General features: G+C 43.2%; 15 protein-coding genes. 8 read left to right on the forward strand and 7 right to left on the reverse strand.

Annotation, left to right across the window (positions count from 1 at the left end; all coding sequences use genetic code 11):
* The first annotated feature begins 20 nt into the window (after window positions 1-20).
* The 5 genes from HEQ19_15850 to HEQ19_15870 all read left to right on the forward strand — a co-directional run bounded on the left by HEQ19_15850 (window position 21) and on the right by HEQ19_15870 (window position 4,121).
* Window positions 21-635: a Uma2 family endonuclease gene (locus HEQ19_15850; GenBank protein WYM00762.1), complete on the forward strand. Its 615-nt coding sequence runs from the start codon at window positions 21-23 to the stop codon at window positions 633-635.
* A 44-nt stretch (window positions 636-679) separates the two neighbouring features.
* Window positions 680-1,867 carry an AAA family ATPase gene (locus HEQ19_15855; GenBank protein ID WYM00763.1) on the forward strand — a complete coding sequence of 396 codons (1,188 nt, stop codon included), beginning with the start codon at window positions 680-682 and terminating at the stop codon, window positions 1,865-1,867.
* A gap of 38 nt (window positions 1,868-1,905) precedes the next feature.
* Window positions 1,906-2,430 (forward strand): DUF4276 family protein, encoded by a 525-nt coding sequence (locus HEQ19_15860; GenBank protein ID WYM00764.2) that lies wholly within the window; start codon window positions 1,906-1,908, stop codon window positions 2,428-2,430.
* A gap of 1,063 nt (window positions 2,431-3,493) precedes the next feature.
* Window positions 3,494-3,703, forward strand: coding sequence for an NAD(P)H-quinone oxidoreductase subunit L (gene ndhL, locus HEQ19_15865; protein WYM00765.1), 210 nt, complete (start codon window positions 3,494-3,496; stop codon window positions 3,701-3,703).
* 106 nt (window positions 3,704-3,809) lie between these two features.
* Window positions 3,810-4,121, forward strand: a complete 312-nt coding sequence (locus HEQ19_15870; protein ID WYM00766.1) for a DUF3007 family protein — start codon at window positions 3,810-3,812, stop codon at window positions 4,119-4,121.
* A gap of 36 nt (window positions 4,122-4,157) precedes the next feature.
* On the opposite strand, the gene HEQ19_15875 is transcribed toward HEQ19_15870, so the two are convergent.
* Entirely contained in the window at window positions 4,158-5,336 is a 1,179-nt protein-coding gene (locus HEQ19_15875; protein WYM00767.1) for a transposase, read from the reverse strand.
* Window positions 5,337-5,806: 470 nt separating this feature from the next.
* On the opposite strand from HEQ19_15875, the gene trpA reads away from it, so the two are divergent.
* Both trpA and HEQ19_15885 read left to right on the forward strand, forming a co-directional pair.
* Complete coding sequence (gene trpA / locus HEQ19_15880; GenBank protein ID WYM00768.1) at window positions 5,807-6,652, forward strand: tryptophan synthase subunit alpha; 846 nt, start codon at window positions 5,807-5,809, stop codon at window positions 6,650-6,652.
* 224 nt (window positions 6,653-6,876) lie between these two features.
* A complete protein-coding gene (locus HEQ19_15885) occupies window positions 6,877-7,506 on the forward strand; it encodes a heterocyst differentiation related protein (protein ID WYM00769.1) in 630 nt (209 codons plus the stop codon).
* Window positions 7,507-8,009: 503 nt separating this feature from the next.
* Here HEQ19_15885 and HEQ19_15890 read toward each other — a convergent pair.
* Entirely contained in the window at window positions 8,010-9,974 is a 1,965-nt protein-coding gene (locus tag HEQ19_15890; GenBank protein WYM00770.1) for a protein kinase, read from the reverse strand.
* Window positions 9,975-10,137: 163 nt separating this feature from the next.
* Between HEQ19_15890 and HEQ19_15895 the strand changes: the two genes are divergently transcribed.
* The gene (locus HEQ19_15895; protein WYM00771.1) at window positions 10,138-10,623 is read left to right on the forward strand and encodes a hypothetical protein; all 486 of its coding nucleotides are present in this window, start codon (window positions 10,138-10,140) and stop codon (window positions 10,621-10,623) included.
* Between the two features lie 368 nt (window positions 10,624-10,991).
* On the opposite strand, the gene HEQ19_15900 is transcribed toward HEQ19_15895, so the two are convergent.
* From HEQ19_15900 to HEQ19_15920, 5 genes are all read right to left on the reverse strand, one after another.
* Window positions 10,992-11,705, reverse strand: coding sequence for a cytochrome b/b6 domain-containing protein (locus HEQ19_15900; protein WYM00772.1), 714 nt, complete (start codon window positions 11,703-11,705; stop codon window positions 10,992-10,994).
* Window positions 11,706-12,531: 826 nt separating this feature from the next.
* Window positions 12,532-13,200, reverse strand: coding sequence for a response regulator transcription factor (locus tag HEQ19_15905; GenBank protein WYM00773.1), 669 nt, complete (start codon window positions 13,198-13,200; stop codon window positions 12,532-12,534).
* Between the two features lie 14 nt (window positions 13,201-13,214).
* Window positions 13,215-14,687 carry a HAMP domain-containing sensor histidine kinase gene (locus tag HEQ19_15910; protein WYM00774.1) on the reverse strand — a complete coding sequence of 491 codons (1,473 nt, stop codon included), beginning with the start codon at window positions 14,685-14,687 and terminating at the stop codon, window positions 13,215-13,217.
* Window positions 14,688-14,977: 290 nt separating this feature from the next.
* Entirely contained in the window at window positions 14,978-15,565 is a 588-nt protein-coding gene (locus tag HEQ19_15915; GenBank protein WYM03443.2) for a hypothetical protein, read from the reverse strand.
* 316 nt (window positions 15,566-15,881) lie between these two features.
* The gene (locus HEQ19_15920) at window positions 15,882-18,557 is read right to left on the reverse strand and encodes a chloride channel protein (GenBank protein ID WYM00775.1); all 2,676 of its coding nucleotides are present in this window, start codon (window positions 18,555-18,557) and stop codon (window positions 15,882-15,884) included.
* Window positions 18,558-18,561: the final 4 nt, after the last annotated feature.

Consider the following 18,561-nt stretch of genomic DNA (forward strand, 5'->3'; position numbering starts at 1 on the left):
ACACAGGAGCTAACCCCATCATGATCGCAGCCAAAGACAAACCCATACACTTCACCCCAGAAGAATATTTCACTTGGGAAGAACAGCAACTAGAAAAACACGAACTAATCGACGGTCAAGTTTATGCTATGACTGGCGGTAGCGTTAATCATAGCCGCACTGCAATTCGATTTACGACTATGTTTGATACCCATTTAGACGCTAGTAGTTGCATAACAGGTAACTCAAACCTGAGAGTTAATATTGTTGGCACAAATAACTATACCTACCCAGATGTCAGCGTCACCTGCGACGATCGCGATAAAACCACAACCCAATATATTACCTACCCCTGCTTAATCGTCGAAGTTCTCACCTCCAGCACCGAAGCCTACGACAGAGGTGGAAAATTCAGAATGTACCGCCAAAACCCAGCCTTAATCGATTACCTACTAGTCAGTTCCACCAGCATCGAAATCGACCTATATCACAAAAACGACGCAGGCGATTGGTTGATTATCAACTACAAAGCAGGCGACACAATCGAACTCAAAAGCATTAACCTCAATTTCGCCATTGAACAAGTCTATCGCGGTTTAACCCTCGAACCAGGGAATAAGGAAATTAACACCAATTCCCTACACATAGAAGCATAGCAGGGAGAAAAGTAGTATTCTTTCTTTTTAAGGTAAATTTAGTTATGAAAATTGTTTCTATAAAAATTAAAAATTATCGAGCCTTTGAATCTCTAGAAATCAAAGAAATTCCACCATTTTGCGTTATCATCGGAGCCAATGGTACAGGTAAATCTACCCTATTCGATATTTTTGGTTTTCTCCGTGATGCCCTAAAAAATAATATTCGTCAAGCCCTTCAAATCCGAGGTGGATTTAATGAAGTCGTCACTAGAGGCAAAGAACAAGAAGATATCGAAATAGAACTAAAATTCCGCATGAAAATTCTGGAGACAGAGCGCCTCGTCACTTATATTTTAATTGTTGGAAAAGAAGAAAAAGGACGACCCGTAGTAAAAAGAGAAATACTACGCTACAAGCGTGGGGAATACGGTTCCCCATACCACTTTTTAGACTTTCAGCAAGGTAAAGGTTATGCGATCACTAACGAAGAAAATTTTGAACAAACTGACGAAGAATTAGAACGCGAAGAACAACAACTCGAATCTAGCGATATCTTAGCAATTAAAGGACTGGGGCAATTTCAACGCTTCAAAGCCGCTAGTGCCTTTCGTTCACTAATTGAAAATTGGCATGTTTCCGATTTCCATATCAGCGATGCCAGAGGTAGCAAAGATGTATCCTATGCCGAACATCTTACTCCTACAGGCGATAATATGGCAGTGGTTGCTCAATATATTTATCAATACCATTCTGACATTTTTCAAGCTATTCTCAACAAAATGAAAGAAAGAGTCCCCGGTATTTCTCAAGTAGAAGCAAAAGAAACAGAAGACGGTAGACTAATTCTCAAATTTCAAGACCAAGCTTTTAAAGATCCCTTCATTGATCGCTATGTTTCTGATGGCACAATGAAAATGTTTGCCTATTTAATTCTGCTCTTCGATCCTCAACCCCATCCTTTACTATGCGTCGAAGAACCCGAAAACCAACTTTATCCTAGTTTACTTCACGAACTTGCTGAAGAATTTGCTAGTTATGCCCACAGAGGCGGACAAGTCTTTGTGTCTACCCATTCTCCTGACTTTCTTAATGCTGTTCCCCTAGAAAGTATTTTCTGGTTGACAAAAGAACAAGGAATTACTAAAATGTTTCGAGCCAGCGATAATGAAACCCTCAACAACTTAGTGAAAGCAGGAGATTTACCTGGATATCTCTGGAATCAAGGCTGGTTTGAAGGAGTCGCCCCCTGATGAGCTATGACCTGATTTTTTTGCTAGAAGAACCTTCTATGAAAACTGTACTAGAGACTATTCTTCCAAAATTAATTCCTGAGTATATTAGCTATATTTGTATCGCCCATCAAGGTAAACAAGATCTTACCAAATCGATTCCTAAGAAGATCAAAGCCTTTAACTTTAAGCCTGACACAAAATTTATAATCGTTCACGATCAAGATTCCCATGACTGCAAAAAGCTGAAAGCAGATCTATTGCAACTTTGCCAAGAAGCAGGGAAACCAGAGGCAATGATCCGCATTATTTGCCGTGAATTAGAATCTTGGTTTCTCGGAGATCTCACCGCTATCGAAAAAGCTTATGGACTAAAGCCTCAAAGTCTGAATAAAAAACAATATCAAAACAAGTTTCGCTATCCAGATCGACTCAACTCCGCGAAAGAAGAACTCAGAAAGTTAGTTCCAGAATATTACCCCGGTACTCACTCCAAAGCGATCGCGCCCTATTTATCCTTAACTGAAAATAAATCTCGTAGTTTTCAAGTTTTTCTCGATGGCATCAATAAAATTCTAGATTGACACTCTCAGGTCTAAACACACTGAGAGTGTCAATCGACATCATCAACAAATTTCATGACCCTCTTGGTGAGCTTGGGGAGGAATAATAAAAACCATCCCATCAATCAGCAAGTCCCGAATTTACTTAAGGAAACACAGCTGATTCTCCCCACATGCCGGACATTCCCAAAAACAAGGTTTGGATTTGGCATCAAGAGATTTTGAATTTTTTAGTGGGGGTGGAGGGACTTGAACCCACACGACCGTTTAAGATCAACGGATTTTCATTCTTCTGCAGCTTTCACTGCTGCCTGATTACTATAGCAAGTACAGGCTTTAAGAATTGGACTCTCCCTTTACCCTCGACTTAACGTTAGGGTAGCTCCCGTCGGGTCTCTGCACCTTCCGAATAGTTATGAGTTAGAAGTTCGGAGTTAGGAGTTTTAAATTTACTCACTACTCAATCCTTAACACTCATTACTGGCTTCGGCTTGGCTCAGGATTGCCATGTCTGTCACCAGATTTAGGTTTCCCTGAGTTTGAGAGCTTCCACTTGATAAATTTCTCTATCAAGGCTCAGTTTTCTAAGTCCGTAGCGTCTACCATTCCGCCACACCCCCTAATATGCTTAGGAGCCACTTATTTTTTAGAGGCAGTAAATACCTCTCTATCTATTCCAACATCAATTGCGTCATTTGTACAACTAATTTTAAAATTTATTTTAAAAATCTTGTCTACAAGGGGCAATTTTGGTTTTTTGGTGGGCACAGGAAAGATTTATCGCCAGAGCAACAATATCGATTCCGCGAGCGTTTCCTAGAGTTGGAATGAGAAAAGTCTTCTCGCCACCAGGATGGTTATGCCCAAACTGGTTTAACTAGAAGCTTATCTTTCTATCATACCATAATTTCAGCTTTTATCCAGTCCAAGCTGGACTATTTGCCAATTTTGGATGTTCACATACCTGGGGAGTATGTCAAAGGCTTGGCTTGGCATTCAATTTAGCTAAGGTTTTAACTGAGTCTAGGCATTCAGCTTATGATGGAAAACAGATGCACCCAATGGTTTTGTTAGTGAAAGAATTATGATTGTAGCGCTACTGTATCTGATTTTGGCTGGAGCTTATTTGTTAGTCATTCCCGTGGCTGTGTTGTTTTACCTGAAGCAACGGTGGTATGTGGTTAGCTCTGTGGAGCGCACCTTCATGTACTTTCTCGTGTTCTTCTTCTTTCCTGGTTTGTTAGTTCTATCGCCGTTTGTCAATATTCGACCCCAGCGGCGCCAAATTGTTTAACGAGATTTGTCGTTGACACTCCCCGACCGGAAGGTACGGGGATTGTAGTTTCACGGTCGTTGTGGACGGGGCTTGTATCCCATATTTTTGGTTGGTCAGAATACTCATGCGACGGATTGACGCTATTGGAATTAGCTTTGGGATTTTTGTTGCTGGCGGCTTAGGATATGCTCTATTGCAGCTAGTAGGTTTAGATGCAGTTAAAGCTGGTATATGGAGCCAAGTCTTGCTAGTCAGTGGTTTGGTTGGCTGGTTAGTTACCTATATGTTCCGTGCGGTGGGGCAGAAAATGACCTACCATCAACAACGAGAAGAGTATGAACAAGCGTTTTTGTCAAAGCGCCTGGCTGAACTCACGGATGAAGAATTAGCAAAAATTCAAGCTGAAATTGCACAAGAAGAACAAAGTCAGCTTTGACGCTCCCACCCCTCTTGTTGGGGTGGGATTCTCCTTTCACCCAGTCAGCTTGTCTAGAGGAGTTTCCCCACCTAGATAGAGGCTGTTCTGTCCAGGAGCTTTAGATTCTGTGCGCCCCACAGTACTTTTAAGTCCTTTGTTCAAAATCATAATCGCTGCATTGTGGTCACGGTGCAGAATTGTCCCGCAAGAATGACATTTGTGGGTACGAGTAGACAATGATTTTTTAACTCGCGTCCCACAAACAGAACAATCTTGTGAGGTGTAGTGAGGTGCAACTGCGACCGCCCAAGTGTCAAAAACTTTGGCGTAGTAGTCCACCCAATCAGTGAACAATGACCAGGATGCATCGCTAATAGATTTAGCTAAATGATGGTTTTTAACCATGTTCTTCACCTGCAAGTCCTCATAGACTACCAAATCGCTAGATTGGACAAGCGCTCTTGCAGTCTTAACTGCAAAATCTTTACGCTGTCTACTTACCTTGAGGTGTTTTTTAGCTAACTTCTTAACAGCTTTACGGCGATTAGATGAACCTTTTTTAGATTTAGAAACCTTCCTTTGTTTGCGCTTTAAAGCCTTCTCAGACTTTCGCAATACTCTAGGATTCTCTATGGTATTACCGTCAGAATCAGTGTAAAAAAACTCTAAACCTAAATCTATTCCTACTTGATTTCCACTATGCTGATGCTGTTCCTTGCGCTCAACATCAACACAGAATTGACAATAATAACCATCAGCGCGTTTAACTATTCTGACACGTTTAATTTGTTGGATAGAGTAGAAACTTAGGTCACGAGTGCCAACAAGCTTTAATTTACCAATATTAAAACCATCGCTGAAGGTGATGTATTTTCTATCAGTAGAAAGCTGCCACCCTGATGTTTTGTACTCTACAGAATGACCCCGGTTTTTAAATCTAGGGAATCCTTTTTTACCTGGCTTCTTGGCTTTGCAATTGTCATAAAAACGTTTAATTGCAAGCCATGCTCTATCAGCAGACGCTTGTCGAGCCATAGAGTTAAGATTGTCAGCAAAATCAAACTCTTTGGCTAAAACAGCACAAAGCTTTTGAAGGTCATTCTTACCGACGCCCTGATTATCCATCCAATGTCTTAGAGCTTTGTTACGGATAAACAAAGCAGTTCTAATAGCTTCATCTATTAAATTGTACTGACTTGGTTTACCTTTTAACTTAGCTTCTAAGACTAACATCGTTCGACCTCTTGATGTGAAATTTATGATAACATGAATGCACCAACAATGTATGTGCTTCATGAAAACAAAAACATTGACAATTCGGATATCAGACAAGAGAAAAAATAAGCTTTACTTATATGCATCCCAAAAAGAAAGGACGATAACTTCTCTCATTGAAGAGTGGATTGATAGCTTAAAACTTGACTGCACCTAAAGGTGCTTCTCTTCGTTCGCGTAGCGTGTCGGAGACAGACGCTCCGCGAACGCATTCATGAGGGCAGTTCCGTGGGCGGGTTTCCCGACTTGAGGAAACTGCCCGTCCCCACCCCTGAAGGACATAACACCCTGAAAATTTTTTGGATTTTCAGGGTGTTATTGGTGGGCTTTCTGCTCTAATACCTGTAAAGTGATCATTGGTAAGTCAAGAGTCAAACGTCCAAAGTCCAGATTTTGACTCTTGACACTTGACACTAAGCTTGTAAGTAATGACTGCCATTTCTGATTGCTTTGAAACCTTGGGACGGAATCGCGAGTGCGCTCTAATTCCGTTTATTACTGCTGGTGATCCAAATTTAGAAACAACAGCAGCGGCTCTGCAAGTTCTCGATCGCAATGGAGCCGACATAATTGAACTGGGTGTACCCTACTCCGATCCTTTAGCAGATGGTCCTGTGATTCAAGCTGCTGCTACCCGCGCCTTGGAACGGGGAACAACATTGGATCAAGTCCTGGAAATGCTGCAAGCAACCACACCTAGCTTGCGATCGCCTATCATCCTGTTTACCTATTACAACCCAATTTTGCACCGGGGGATAGATAAGTTTCTGGCGCAAATTGCGGCTGCAGGGGTAGCGGGTTTGGTAGTTCCTGATTTGCCCTTAGAAGAGGCTGCGGGGTTACTCCACCCAGCCAAAGATAGGGGTATTGATTTAACCTTGTTAGTGGCGCCTACAAGTTCTGCCGAACGTATAGAAGCGATCGCTCGCTCCTCCGAGGGATTTATCTATTTGGTAAGTGTGACGGGGGTAACGGGGATGCGATCGCAAATCGAAATGCGAGTTTCTGATTTACTCAAGCAAATTCGTGCGGTGACTCAAAAGCCTATTGGAGTTGGTTTTGGCATTTCTGGCGTATCTCAAGCCCGTCAGGTGCGAGAATGGGGAGCGGATGCAGCGATAGTGGGGAGCGCTTTTGTCAACCGTTTGGCACAAGGGACTCCAGAGCAAGGGCTAAGTGCGATCGCTGAATTTTGTCAAAGTCTCAAGGCGGCGATCAAAACCAACGACAATAGTACAAATACTCCTGTTGATAAAACTGGGAAAGTAGATTAAAAAGTATAACAGCGCAGTTTTTTTGCCCGTGCTTAGTAGACAATTTAACAAATATGGCCTTGAATATTATCAGCACATATCAGGCTGTAAAAAAACTAGCTGATACAATTGCTTATAGTTTGAGTATTATCTGGAGTTAAGTAGGCGAGACATTAACATTATGAGTGTGAGAGTGAGTCAGTCACAAATGATAATAGTTACGTCGCAATTGAGGGGCACAGGCGATGAGTGAGAGTATGGCATTTATCGGCGGAGTCGCGGTTGCTGGACTGGCGGCTCTCGTATTACTTAAGGGGACAGGTAATCCTATACAGCCTAACTTCGCAGTGGCACCGCAAATGCCCTCTGTAGTGCAACAGCCGTATATTCAACCACAACCACCCTATCCATATGGCCAAGCAATACCACCATATGTGCCGCCCACTAGTCCCAATACTGAACAGCGTGTGGAATTGGAATCGCTTAAGGGGCAGATGGATCGCTTAAAAAGCGATAATGAACAGTTGAGGGCAGCAAACCAACAATTACAGTGGCAATTTCAACAAAATCAACAGAACCAGCTACTCACCCAACAGAGTAACCAAAAAGCAGCTTTACAGCCGCAAAATGGCTGGTGGTCTTCCCCAATTCTCTGGTTAGTGGGAGGTGTGACTCTGACTGTTGGTGGTGGCGTTGTCGTTGCTGGTCTATTGGCTTTGTTTTCACCCAAGCAGCGTACTACTCGTACTGTACAGGTGATTCACCCCTATCAAGGTGCAACACCTCCGTTGGTTCCTGTACGTCGTGCTGAGTTTTTACCCCCTCGCTCAGAAACAAGACGAATGGAAACCCCAGAATACGACGAAATGCGTTAATAGTAGTCGTTAGGCAAAATAGGCGTGAGAGTATACATCCAGTTAAGGGCACAACAATAATGTTGTGCCCCTATCCGTGTGATTTATGCTTGGGAAAATCGCTATAAATATCTCTAATAGGGTGGGCAATACTCTGTCAAGATAAAAATGATGGACTGTAGTGCGGGCATCTTGCCCGCGTGAGCGAGACGCTCACACTACTCTGTCAAGATAAAAATGATGGACTGTAGTGCGGGCATCTTGCCCGCGTGAGCGAGACGCTCACACTACTCTGTCAAGATAAAAATGATGGACTGTAGTGCGGGCATCTTGCCCGCGTGAGCGAGACGCTCACACTACTCTGTCAAGATAAAAATGATGGACTGTAGTGCGGGCATCTTGCCCGCGTGAGCGAGACGCTCACACTACCAAAAATCCCTCAAAACAAAATTGACAGACTAATGCCCACCCTACCTATATTTTACATAGTATTCCTATATCTTCTCATATCTTCACAAAAATTATTAATTTTTTGCAGGATTTTCTGTGCTGTTGGGAGTATCTTCAGTCTTGATTTTCTCTCTATGAGGAAGTTTGGGTTGAGGATGATCTTGGTTGTCTAAGTTAGGGAGTGCTTGTTTGGCTAGATTTTCGGCTGCTTGTGCAAACAAAGGTTCTAATTTTTTTTGCCAATATTGAATATTCGGCAACTTTTCAGGATGTTTTTGATAATCTAAAACTTTATCCCATTGCCCTTGTTCAACTGCAGTACTTATATCATTAAATAGAGCATCTGCTTTAGCCCAATCTTGTTGCCACTGGGCAATTGTTGTGGCTGTTTCTTGGAAACTAGATGCAGCATTTCCTGAAATTGATTTTAGCAGGGCGATCGCACCTTGTAAATCTCCCGATTCATACTTCTTTTTCGCTGCTTCTAAGGTCTTGTCCTTATTTTCATCAGGCTTTGATTTTTCCGAATCGGAAGTAAAGGGATTGAAATTGAATGGATTTGGTTTTTCTGGCGCTGGTGTATTGAATGGATTTGGTTTTTCTGGCGCTGGTGTGACGACATCGCCAGATTTTGGTTTTACTTTCGTTAGTGGTCGAGTCGCAATCAAACTACTATCATCTACTATCTTAATTGCAATGCCTTTGTCTCGCAAACAAGAAACTACTTCTTCATTATTAGTGATGACATCTGAGTGCGCCCAAGCCAAACTTTTAGATTTACGTTTTAGTTCTACCCAACCCCCTTTTGTCCGCTTACCTGTCACCTCAAATTTGGTATCATCACCCACAGTTTGGACAATATTATCAGAATTAATTGAAATCGGTTGAGAACGGATATTAGAATTACCAACGACAACGGCTAAACATTTGCTTTTTGCAGACAGATCTTCACCCGTAATATTAGCAACCACATTTTGCACATTTGGATAGAAATTTGTCACCAAAGCCGCCGCACCACCTGCTAATAATATTCCCACTAATAGGGGTAATGGGTCGGGTCTGCTAGAGTCTTGACGACCAGGTTTAGTAATGGCGGGATTTGCCGGTGCAACAGCAATGGTTTTCTGTGGAGATAATTGAGATGGGGATTTAACTGGTTGGTAGTTGGTATTTTTGACCTTGGGGGATGCTGGCGAAAAAGATGATACTGCAACAAGATTCATCGCCTCCACAGAGGCTCGCAGTGCTTCTGTGGCTGTTTGGTAGCGGTCTTTGAAGTGATAACGCACCATCTTACTCAAGACTGCAGCTAACCGCGAGTTTCCTGGTAATAAATGCTCCCAGAGGATTTCTCCTGTATCGGGGTCTTCTTCTAATTGTGCTGCAGGTACTCCCGTCAGGGCTTGAATAGCAATGATCCCTAGGGAATAAATATCACTGTTGGGGCGGGGTTTACCTTGTCCTTGTTCCGTAGGCATATAACCGGGAGTGCCAATAACTACCGTGGCTGTAGGTTGTCCCCCAGATGAAACTAACTGTGTTCGCAGTTGTTTAACGGCGCCAAAATCTACTAAAACGAATTTATTGTCAGCAGTGCGACGGATGATATTATCCGGCTTGATGTCGCGGTGAATCACCCCTTGACTATGGACAAATTCGAGAATCTCCAACACTTCCTGTAACAATTGCAGGACTTGGCTTTCACCCCAGGGTTGACCTGGTACAAGTTCCTCACCCAGGGTAGGGCCTGCAATAAATTCTTGGACTAAATAGAATTCTTGGTTTTCGTCAAAATAAGCCAGCAGCCTCGGTATCTGGTCGTGATTACCCAGATGTTCTAAAGTTTCGGCTTCACTCTGGAATAGACGTTTAGCCGTGTCAAAAACTCTGGGGTCGGAACTAGCGGGTTTGAGGTGCTTGACAACGCAGACGGGGTTCCCTGGACGCCTGGTATCTTGGGCAATGTAGGTTTGACCAAATCCCCCCGTGGCAAGGACTCTAATTACTTGGTAACGATGGTCTAGTAACTTGCCGATCATATACTCTCCCCAGTGTTAACACCGAATTTTTTTAGATGGTAATGAATATCTCCAAATTTTCCTCCATGAAATCCGCTATCTTGAGAAAAGATTTGGAATAAAAGACAGTTTTTTCATCAACCCAGTTCCTAAATTTTTCTTTCAATATCCCCGTAGATTAGCAATGCCACCTATAATAACCAACTCAGTCGCATGGCAGCAGGCTGAACTTCTCATGCAACCTGCCTTCATTCGCGTTGTCGATAATATTCGCAAGCACTTGGATGCATCCCCCTGGACAGGAACTTACCATGATGTACTGATTTGGCCTGCTAACACTACAGATGAAACGAAAGCCATTGTCACTGGGCTGTTGCAAGACATGTCTACTGCAACACCAGAAGAAGTAGACGACATTCGAGAGACGCTTGCGGGTCTGCCAATGCCCCATCCAGGATATCATCTGCGTTTGCAGCGTCAAGAGGAATATGTCAGCGTGGATTTATGGGAACTGTGTTATCAAGTATGTTTTTTTGATTACACCACCGACAATCTCGCAGCTGATATTGATACTAGTTTAATCGATGAATTGGGTGAAGTCGATTGGGAGCGTTTGGAAGCGAAGACTAAGGATATGGTGGCGCTGGTGTTTGCTGGCTTACCGGAGTAAGGAGTAAGGAGTAATGAGTAAGGAGTAATGAGTAAGGAGTAAGGAGTGGATTATTTTTTATTTTTCTTTCAACTTGTTGATTGAAGTTGTTTATATATTAATAATTCTGGTTCTTCGGTACTTTTTATGGAGAACTCAGTTCAAAATCTTTGAAAGCCTTATTGTGTCGGTATTTCATTGAAAATATTGGACATAATCGTTTAGAAGGCTTACCCCATAAAGGTTTTGTTGTCATCAATCTTCAATTACCATAAAATCTACGCAAGAACCATAATTCTTTCATTACTCATTACTCATTACTCATTACTCATTACTCATTACTCATTCAAGGAGTAAGGAGTAATCTCAAGCGTATTTAAAGTCTGTGATTATTCATTACCAGCGAACAAAACAGGTAATATAAAAGCTGCCACAATTCCACCCAACACAATCACCTCAATAATTCGTAGGGAGAGATGATTGTGCATTGCTTGACTAAAATTAGCTGAGAAATTACTCAACCAAGCACGACCACGAGTAGACCATCTAGCAGGGCTATCTTCTGGGCGAAACTTGAATGATAACATTGAAAGCAATAAGGGCGTACCACCCACCTTGATAGACATCAATAGGTGTATTGCCAGACAGCAAATCATCACAACCCAAGCAGTCAGGTGGAGGTAGTACCAAATGTGGTCTAATTCGCCGATGGGTAGCCACTCTTCCTTCATCATTCTGCCAGACATCACAGCCAATACCGAAGCAATTAGCATGAGAGTGTTTGCTAGTCGTTGCAGACTAATCCACCAAATTGGTTTGCCAACTTGGGTCAGTTGCTTCAAAAAATCAGGCTGGAGAAGACGCTTTTGTCCAGCATGAAAGCTATAGAGGGCTAAGGCTGGTAGCACCAGTAAAAAAAATAGTCCAAAAGTACCATGAAGACCCTGAATATCTTGAATTTTAGGAATTGTCAACTTCCCAAATCGTCCATCGAAGGTGTTGTAAACTAAAAATCCGCTAATAATTGCCCCAATCACTAAAATTGCACTGGCGCTATGAAGAATTCGCAGCCAAAACGGTTGATACGGTGCTAAACGGGACATTAGGACTATCCTTAGTTCAGTATAGATAGATATTCCAAAGTGACACTGCTACACCAATTGCAAGCAATGTGGTGTAGGCTTCCGAGTCCTGTTAATGACAGAATTAGTGAAGTACTCCGGCTGGCTTCGCTGAAGCCGGAGCTTCAAAAGAAACAACCATCATCGTTTCGCGTCTCGTTCGCCGTTGCTCTGTTGGGCGTACTCATTACTGAGTACCCGGAACCAAATCCGGTCTAAGTCTTACACAGCGTCTCTGGTATTTCTACCTTTATCTTCTCAAGAGAGAACCCGCGCAGCTATCCGCCTTCCGCAGACAGTTTGATTACTTTTCGTCTTACTCGCCTTGGATTTACGACAATGGTCAACCAGCTAGGTTTTCAGCTTCCCCGAGCTCTGCCGAGTACATACTTTATACCCCAAGGGTGGCCTCTTAGTCATTCGGGTGGGTCAACGACCATCAATATTGTCTCACAAACATTGACGATTCCTCAACCATCCCGATCTCTAATCAACCAGGCGGTTGATGTCGGCTCAAGATGTTTTCGTCATCGTCCACTGTCCATCCCCACCTTACTTCGTTGAAGGTGGGGACTTCCGTGATTCCGTTAAGATAATAACAACTTCAATCAACAATTTGAAAGAAAAATAAAAAATAATCCACTCATTCGTCAATATATTTGGGAGAATGAACAAGAGTTGAGGCACAGCAATGCCATACTTTAATGATGGTTTGTGCTTATTATCTCCACCATTGAGGTTCAGAACTCCAGTTTTCAGCTTCAGAACTCGTTCGTTCGTGTTCAGAACTTGTTCGTTCGTGTTCCGATCATGGATTTAAGCGATACCCTACTCCCCGCACAGTTTCGATCAGGTTACTACCCAATTTTTTTCGCAAATATCCAACATAGACATCGACAATATTCGACCCTGGATCGTAATCATATCCCCAGACTCGATCAAGCAGTTGCTGGCGACTGAGAACCTGTCCCGGATGGCGAAAAAAAGTTTCCGCCAAGATAAACTCACGATAAGGTAGTTCAATCAACTGATTATTGACTTTCGCTTTTCTAGTTCTCAGATCTAAGACAATATTTTGAGCATTCAGGGTATGTTGTTCTGAGGTGGAAATTTGACTGAAGACTCTGAGGCGAGCGCGAATACGGGCGAGTAACTCTTCAAATCGAAAGGGTTTTGTCATGTAGTCATCTGCACCAATTTCTAAACCCAATACCTTATCCTGAAGGTCATCACGAGCAGTCAAAATCAGGATGGGGAGAGTTGCACCTTGTCCACGCAGTTCTTTCAAGACTTCCAGGCCATCCTTACCAGGTAGTCCTAAATCGAGTATCAGGAGTTCAAACATACCACTTAGACCTAATGAGAGTGTCTTTTGGGCATCACTGGCGACCGTGGTGATAAAGCCGTGACTTTTTAGACCTTTTTCGATAAAGGATGCTATGCGGGGTTCATCTTCGGCGATGAGAATTTGCGACATTGATCTTCGACTGATTACTGTTGAAGTGGATTAAGGGGAATGACAATCATAAAAGTTGATCCGGTTCCTGGTTGACTTTGGAGTTGAATCAAGCCACGGTGAGCCTCTACAATCCCTCGGACAATCGATAATCCCAGCCCGGAACCATCTGAACGACGATGACTATTCTTGACACGAGTAAACCGCTCAAAAATTCGTTCTTGCTCACACAGGTCAATCCCTTCTCCGGTATCCTCAACCCATATTCTCAACTCCCGATTACACAAAGAAGCACCTAGTGTAATGCGGTCAGATTCATGAGTATGTTGGACAGCGTTTTGGGCTAAATTCATCACCGCTTGGGTGAGGCGCTGGCGATCGCCCACGAATGTTCCTGTTAGTTTTCCCTGAAATTGCCAATTGCGATGGGCTAAAGCCTGTATTTTAGCAGAAAGTGTATCTAAAAAGAATTCAGCATCAATGGTTTCGAGTAGTAAAAAGTCTGGACGCTCAGACTTTGCTAGCAAACTCAGATCATCCACCAGCCGACTCATGCGGTCAATCTCGTCAATTACCAAATCAATGGTCTCCTGTTCAATACCAGAAGCCTGGTCTATATCTATCAGTTCCAAATGTCCGCGAATGATCGTGATCGGTGTTCTCAATTCATGACTGACATCATTGATAAAGTGTCGTTGACTGACAAAAGCAGCTTCTAACCGATTCATCATGGCGTTGAAAGAATTTTTTAATTCAGCCAGTTCTCCGCTTGTTTTTACCTCGATTCGCTGGTTGAGGTTTTTCTCAGTGATTTGAATTGCTGTAGAGATAATGGACTTGAGAGGAGAAATGACTTTTCCTGCCACAAACCAGGTGACAAAAAGAGACAATATAAAGACGCCTATCATTACCCAAAAGACTATTTTGAGGGTATCAATAGCTTCCTCTTGTTCTCCATGTACAGCATGGGCAATAATCAACCGTCCAATAATTTGTTCTTGAAAGCGAATGGGTTTAACGATATATAAAATATTGCCATCGTCGGTATTAGGTTGTTGTTTAATACCTTCCTGGACTGTTCTTATTTTTATCAAAGACTGCATGAATGATGATTCAGGCTGCAATACCTTAGGTAGTGCTTCCGGACTCGCTCCATAAAAATCTTCATTCAAGACACCAATGAGATAAGTGTCATCTTCTGGGACGCGTCGTGAGAGATAAAGGTTAAACAAGTTAGCCAGTTGTCCGACATTTTTTGGATATTTTATTTCTTCCTTTCCGAGAGCTAATTTATATTTTATCAGCCTGTCATTCTTCAGAAATTTCTCAAATATTTCTACTTCTTCTCCAAGATCTTCAGTAACCCGATTAGCAATGGCAGCAAATACAAAATTGAATATCAATGGTAGTGTTACAAGTAAAAATAAAGATAACAAAAGAAAATAATAAATAAAAATTCTTGAGCGAATAGATGTTAATATAATTCTAATTCGTCGGTGATTCCACATAAAGTTAATTCAAGTAATGAATTAAATTCCAGATATTTATGTATATACAGAGTCAGTCAAACTTTCTTAGTCAGTCTCATTACAGCCATTTTCAGGTAAATAGACCACGCTTTTGGGGCGCAAGGCCTTGCGCCCCTACGAAGATCTGTGGTTCAAATGAATGAAAATTGCTGTAAGGTAGCGTCAATCATTTTACCAAGGAGCGATCGCTCCTTGGCACAGAGAGTTAAGCTGTTACCCAAATAAACATGTATATTTCGCGATCAGGTTGTCAGAAATCAAAGTAATTTCTATAAATTTTTACACTGATCTTCTTTACTCCCTTGCACGGTATTGCTACCACCAGTCGGACTAGGAACATTTTGTTTACATTGCAAATTACCGTTGATGCCATTTTGCTGAATCGTCACTCCTCCAGTATTTTGAAAGGCTTGTAAATTTCCACCAATCTGGTTTTGGTTAGCAACAATTCTTCCCGAATTTGACTCGAACTGTACATCTCCAGTAATGCGTGTACTAACCACACTAGCAGCGCTACCCTGCTTCACCTGGATGCTTCCACCCACAGTAGCACTAGAATTTACATCGACTAGACTTGCTCCCTCTGCTTGAATATTCCCATTTACTGTTGCACCTATGGCCTTGAGGGTTGCTTTTCGTTCGACAACAATACTTCCTTTAACAATAGTTCCATTGAGAGTACAAGTTTTGCCTTGAGGTACTTTCACATTATCAACGGTGATTGCACCTAAATTTCCTTGGCAGGAAGTTTCTTCCGCGATCGCCAAGTAAGGGAACATTAGATTAGTGCTGATTCCGATCAATGTAATTGCAACACCAGAAATTGATTTTAGCATGATGGTTAAAGTTTCTGTCACGGTTTACGGTTATCAATGTCACACTGTTACATGAAACTGGTTTAAATAATTCATGAGAAAAAGTTCATCATTGGTGTATAGCGTTTCTCGCCCTAGTGAGGTACATCGGTAAGGGCACGGCAGTGCCGTGCCCCTACATCGCGTGATACAATTTTGTACCTCATCTGAATAGGAAGTGCTATACGCAGTTGATGATGAGTAATAAATATAGTAAAAGCACGGTAATCAGGGTAAGCGTATCTCAAACCCACTTGACACGGTAGTTTTGGCGTTATGTTTGGGGTAATGAACAAGGCTTTTCGGCTTGGTTTCATACTTAATTAATTGCGCCGCGCACCAAAATTACTGTACTATCCACACCAGAAGCGATCGCTTCGGGAATATTACCTTGAATGGCCTGCTGTAATAATCCTTCGCGGGAAGCGCCTAAAACCACTACATCATAACCTTCGGTTTTTACTAGGTTAATTACACCTTCAGCGACTGATTCAGCTTTGACTGGAACTGCAAATACTGTACTAGACAAGTTACGCCGTCGCATTAGCTGGCGGATGGCTTGTTCTAAAACTGTCATATCTGGTTCTAACTCAGATGGGTTAAACACCTGTGTGAGGCGAATTTGTGGGTCTTTCCCCAAGGTGACTAAAGCGGGGAGTAATTTAATCGCCATCCGCGCATTGGGACCGCCAGCCATTGGTACTAGCCAGCGGTTGAAGTCCAGTGATGGGGAGATGGGGGGTGTGGGATAGGGGGGGAGTGGGATAGGAGGTGAGTGAGATAGGGGCGGAGGGGGGGTATGCTGGGTGTTGGCTAGTTTGACGAGGACGACATCGCAGGTGGCTTGGCGAATGATGGTGTCTACAACATTGCCAAAAATTCGACCGGGGGTGGAAGTATTACCTTTCCATCCCATTAAAATTAGATCGATGTGTCGCTCGTTGATGGTTTCTAAAATGGCTTGGGCGACATCGTGGGCGACTCGAATCTGTGTATGTAGGGGAATTTTCCATTTTTTGGCTAATACTTCTGCTTGGCGTAGTAGGCGGCGACTTTTGGCTGTTCTGACTTGGGTTTCGTCTGGGGAACTGTGGCGCGAAACTAACATAACTTGGACGCATTCTATTTCATAATGGCGATCGCGGGCAATTGCTGCGGCCATTTTTAATAAGGTGGCTGCTGTTTCGGGATTGGCTACTGTTACCAATAATCGACCTCTGCCAATGTTGGGCGCTCGCGTTTGGTAAACTACATAAGAAGGCTCTGGTTGCGGACCTGGGGTGTTGTTTTCGCAGTTGAGATGGTCGGCTTCTGCCCGAATTATATCTGCACGGGTAATGATTCCTATGAGTTTTCGTCCGTCTACAACTGGTAAGCGACTGATTTGATAGCGATCCAGTAAATACAGTACATTGCTGAGGTTGTGAATGGGTGTGACTGTGATGGGACTGGGGGTCATGACTTCCCGCAAAGCACCATCCATTCCTAAATTCCGTTCGCGTACTTTCATTAAATCTGATTGCGTCACAATTCCCACCAATTTGCTATCTTCTACCACCGGAAAGCCGCGATGGTGGGAACGGGAGAAGGCTTGTATTGCTTCTTCTAAGGTCATGTTTGCATCTAGAGTTTCCACCCGTTGTTGCATGACATCTTTAGCCGTTAAGTTTCGCAAAAGTCCATCTATAGGTAGATTTTTGGTGAGGGTAATCCCATTTAATAGCAGCAATTTCTCATAGAGTGAACCAGGGACTACCTTTTCTGCAATCAGGTAAGATGTCACAGAAACCATCATCAAAGGTAGCACGAGATTGAAATCTGTAGTCATCTCAAATACAATCACAATTGCGGTGATTGGTACTTTGGAAACCGCACTGAAAAATCCTCCCATGCCTGCTAAAGCATAGGTAGTGGGGGAACCATGTCCTAAAAGGTGGTATTCGCCTACACCAACCAAGTAACCAAGGGTAGAACCCAAAATTAGACTGGGAGCGAATAACCCCCCAGGCGCACCGGAACCAAATGCTATCAAGGTGAGAATGAACTGTGCCACAAAGGCGATCGCCGCTAAGGAGGAATTTGCCTCACCTGTAATTACATACTCCCTTAATCCCGTATTATCACGGAAATTTTCTGGCAACATTGCCACGATTAAGCCCGAAAATAATCCAGCTAATGCCACTCGCAGCGGTAAGCTGACGTGCAATCGACGATAAATTTTTATACTAAAAAGTAATCCCTGATGAAATAACGCCCCCAGTAACCCCGCCAAGACACCCAACAGTAGGAAAATGGGAATTTCGGGGAGGGAGAATTGGCTAGAGTAGCGGGTCAATTCCAGGTTAAGATCGAGACTACCACCACCCAACAACCTGGATATCACGCCACCAATGAAGGAGGCAATAATGGCAGTTCCCAGGGTGAGTCCTGATAAATCTTGGAGTAACTCCTCTACAATAAATAATACACCAGCGATGGGAGCATTAAAAGCAGCAGCCAAACCCGCACCGGCACCAGCAGCGATCATCTGTCGTCGATGATCTGGGGAAGTGGGAACCCAACGACTCATCCCCGCTGCTAAACCTGCGCCGACTTGGACTGTAGGCCCTTGGCGTCCGAGGGTGATACCCGAACCGAGGGTAAGAATAGCGCTTAATAACTTCACACCAGCCACACGCCAAGATAAAGTAATTGGCACATTGGCAAGAGTAGCTTTCACTTGAGGAATACCGCTACCCGCAGCCTCGGGCGCAAAGCGTTCCACCAACCAACCCGCAGCAAATCCAAAACTCACACCGACAAGTGGTAGGGCAATCCATGCTGGTAAAATTTGGGTACTATGGACTCGCCATGTCCCCAGCCATCCCGAACCCACCTTGAGGAACACGGCAGATAGGGCAGCAACTAAACCAATAATACAAGCCTCGGCGATCGCTAAACCTCTTCTAGGCTGCCATAAATTGCGAAATTGCTGAGTCAGAATAGCCAGAGACATAAAA

This window comes from Gloeotrichia echinulata CP02 (genome assembly GCA_038087035.1).
Classification (GTDB): Bacteria; Cyanobacteriota; Cyanobacteriia; order Cyanobacteriales; family Nostocaceae; genus Gloeotrichia; species Gloeotrichia echinulata.

Coding starts and splice junctions, on each gene's coding strand:
- HEQ19_15895 (WYM00771.1), top strand. CDS start 10,138: ATGCCACCTATAATAACCAACTCAGTCGCATGGCAGCAGGCTGAACTT.
- HEQ19_15875 (WYM00767.1), bottom strand. CDS start 5,336: ATGTTAGTCTTAGAAGCTAAGTTAAAAGGTAAACCAAGTCAGTACAAT.
- HEQ19_15890 (WYM00770.1), bottom strand. CDS start 9,974: ATGATCGGCAAGTTACTAGACCATCGTTACCAAGTAATTAGAGTCCTT.
- HEQ19_15870 (WYM00766.1), top strand. CDS start 3,810: ATGCGACGGATTGACGCTATTGGAATTAGCTTTGGGATTTTTGTTGCT.
- HEQ19_15920 (WYM00775.1), bottom strand. CDS start 18,557: ATGTCTCTGGCTATTCTGACTCAGCAATTTCGCAATTTATGGCAGCCT.
- HEQ19_15850 (WYM00762.1), top strand. CDS start 21: ATGATCGCAGCCAAAGACAAACCCATACACTTCACCCCAGAAGAATAT.
- HEQ19_15855 (WYM00763.1), top strand. CDS start 680: ATGAAAATTGTTTCTATAAAAATTAAAAATTATCGAGCCTTTGAATCT.
- trpA (WYM00768.1), top strand. CDS start 5,807: ATGACTGCCATTTCTGATTGCTTTGAAACCTTGGGACGGAATCGCGAG.
- HEQ19_15860 (WYM00764.2), top strand. CDS start 1,906: ATGAAAACTGTACTAGAGACTATTCTTCCAAAATTAATTCCTGAGTAT.
- HEQ19_15910 (WYM00774.1), bottom strand. CDS start 14,687: ATGTGGAATCACCGACGAATTAGAATTATATTAACATCTATTCGCTCA.
- HEQ19_15905 (WYM00773.1), bottom strand. CDS start 13,200: ATGTCGCAAATTCTCATCGCCGAAGATGAACCCCGCATAGCATCCTTT.
- ndhL (WYM00765.1), top strand. CDS start 3,494: ATGATTGTAGCGCTACTGTATCTGATTTTGGCTGGAGCTTATTTGTTA.
- HEQ19_15900 (WYM00772.1), bottom strand. CDS start 11,705: ATGTCCCGTTTAGCACCGTATCAACCGTTTTGGCTGCGAATTCTTCAT.
- HEQ19_15885 (WYM00769.1), top strand. CDS start 6,877: ATGAGTGAGAGTATGGCATTTATCGGCGGAGTCGCGGTTGCTGGACTG.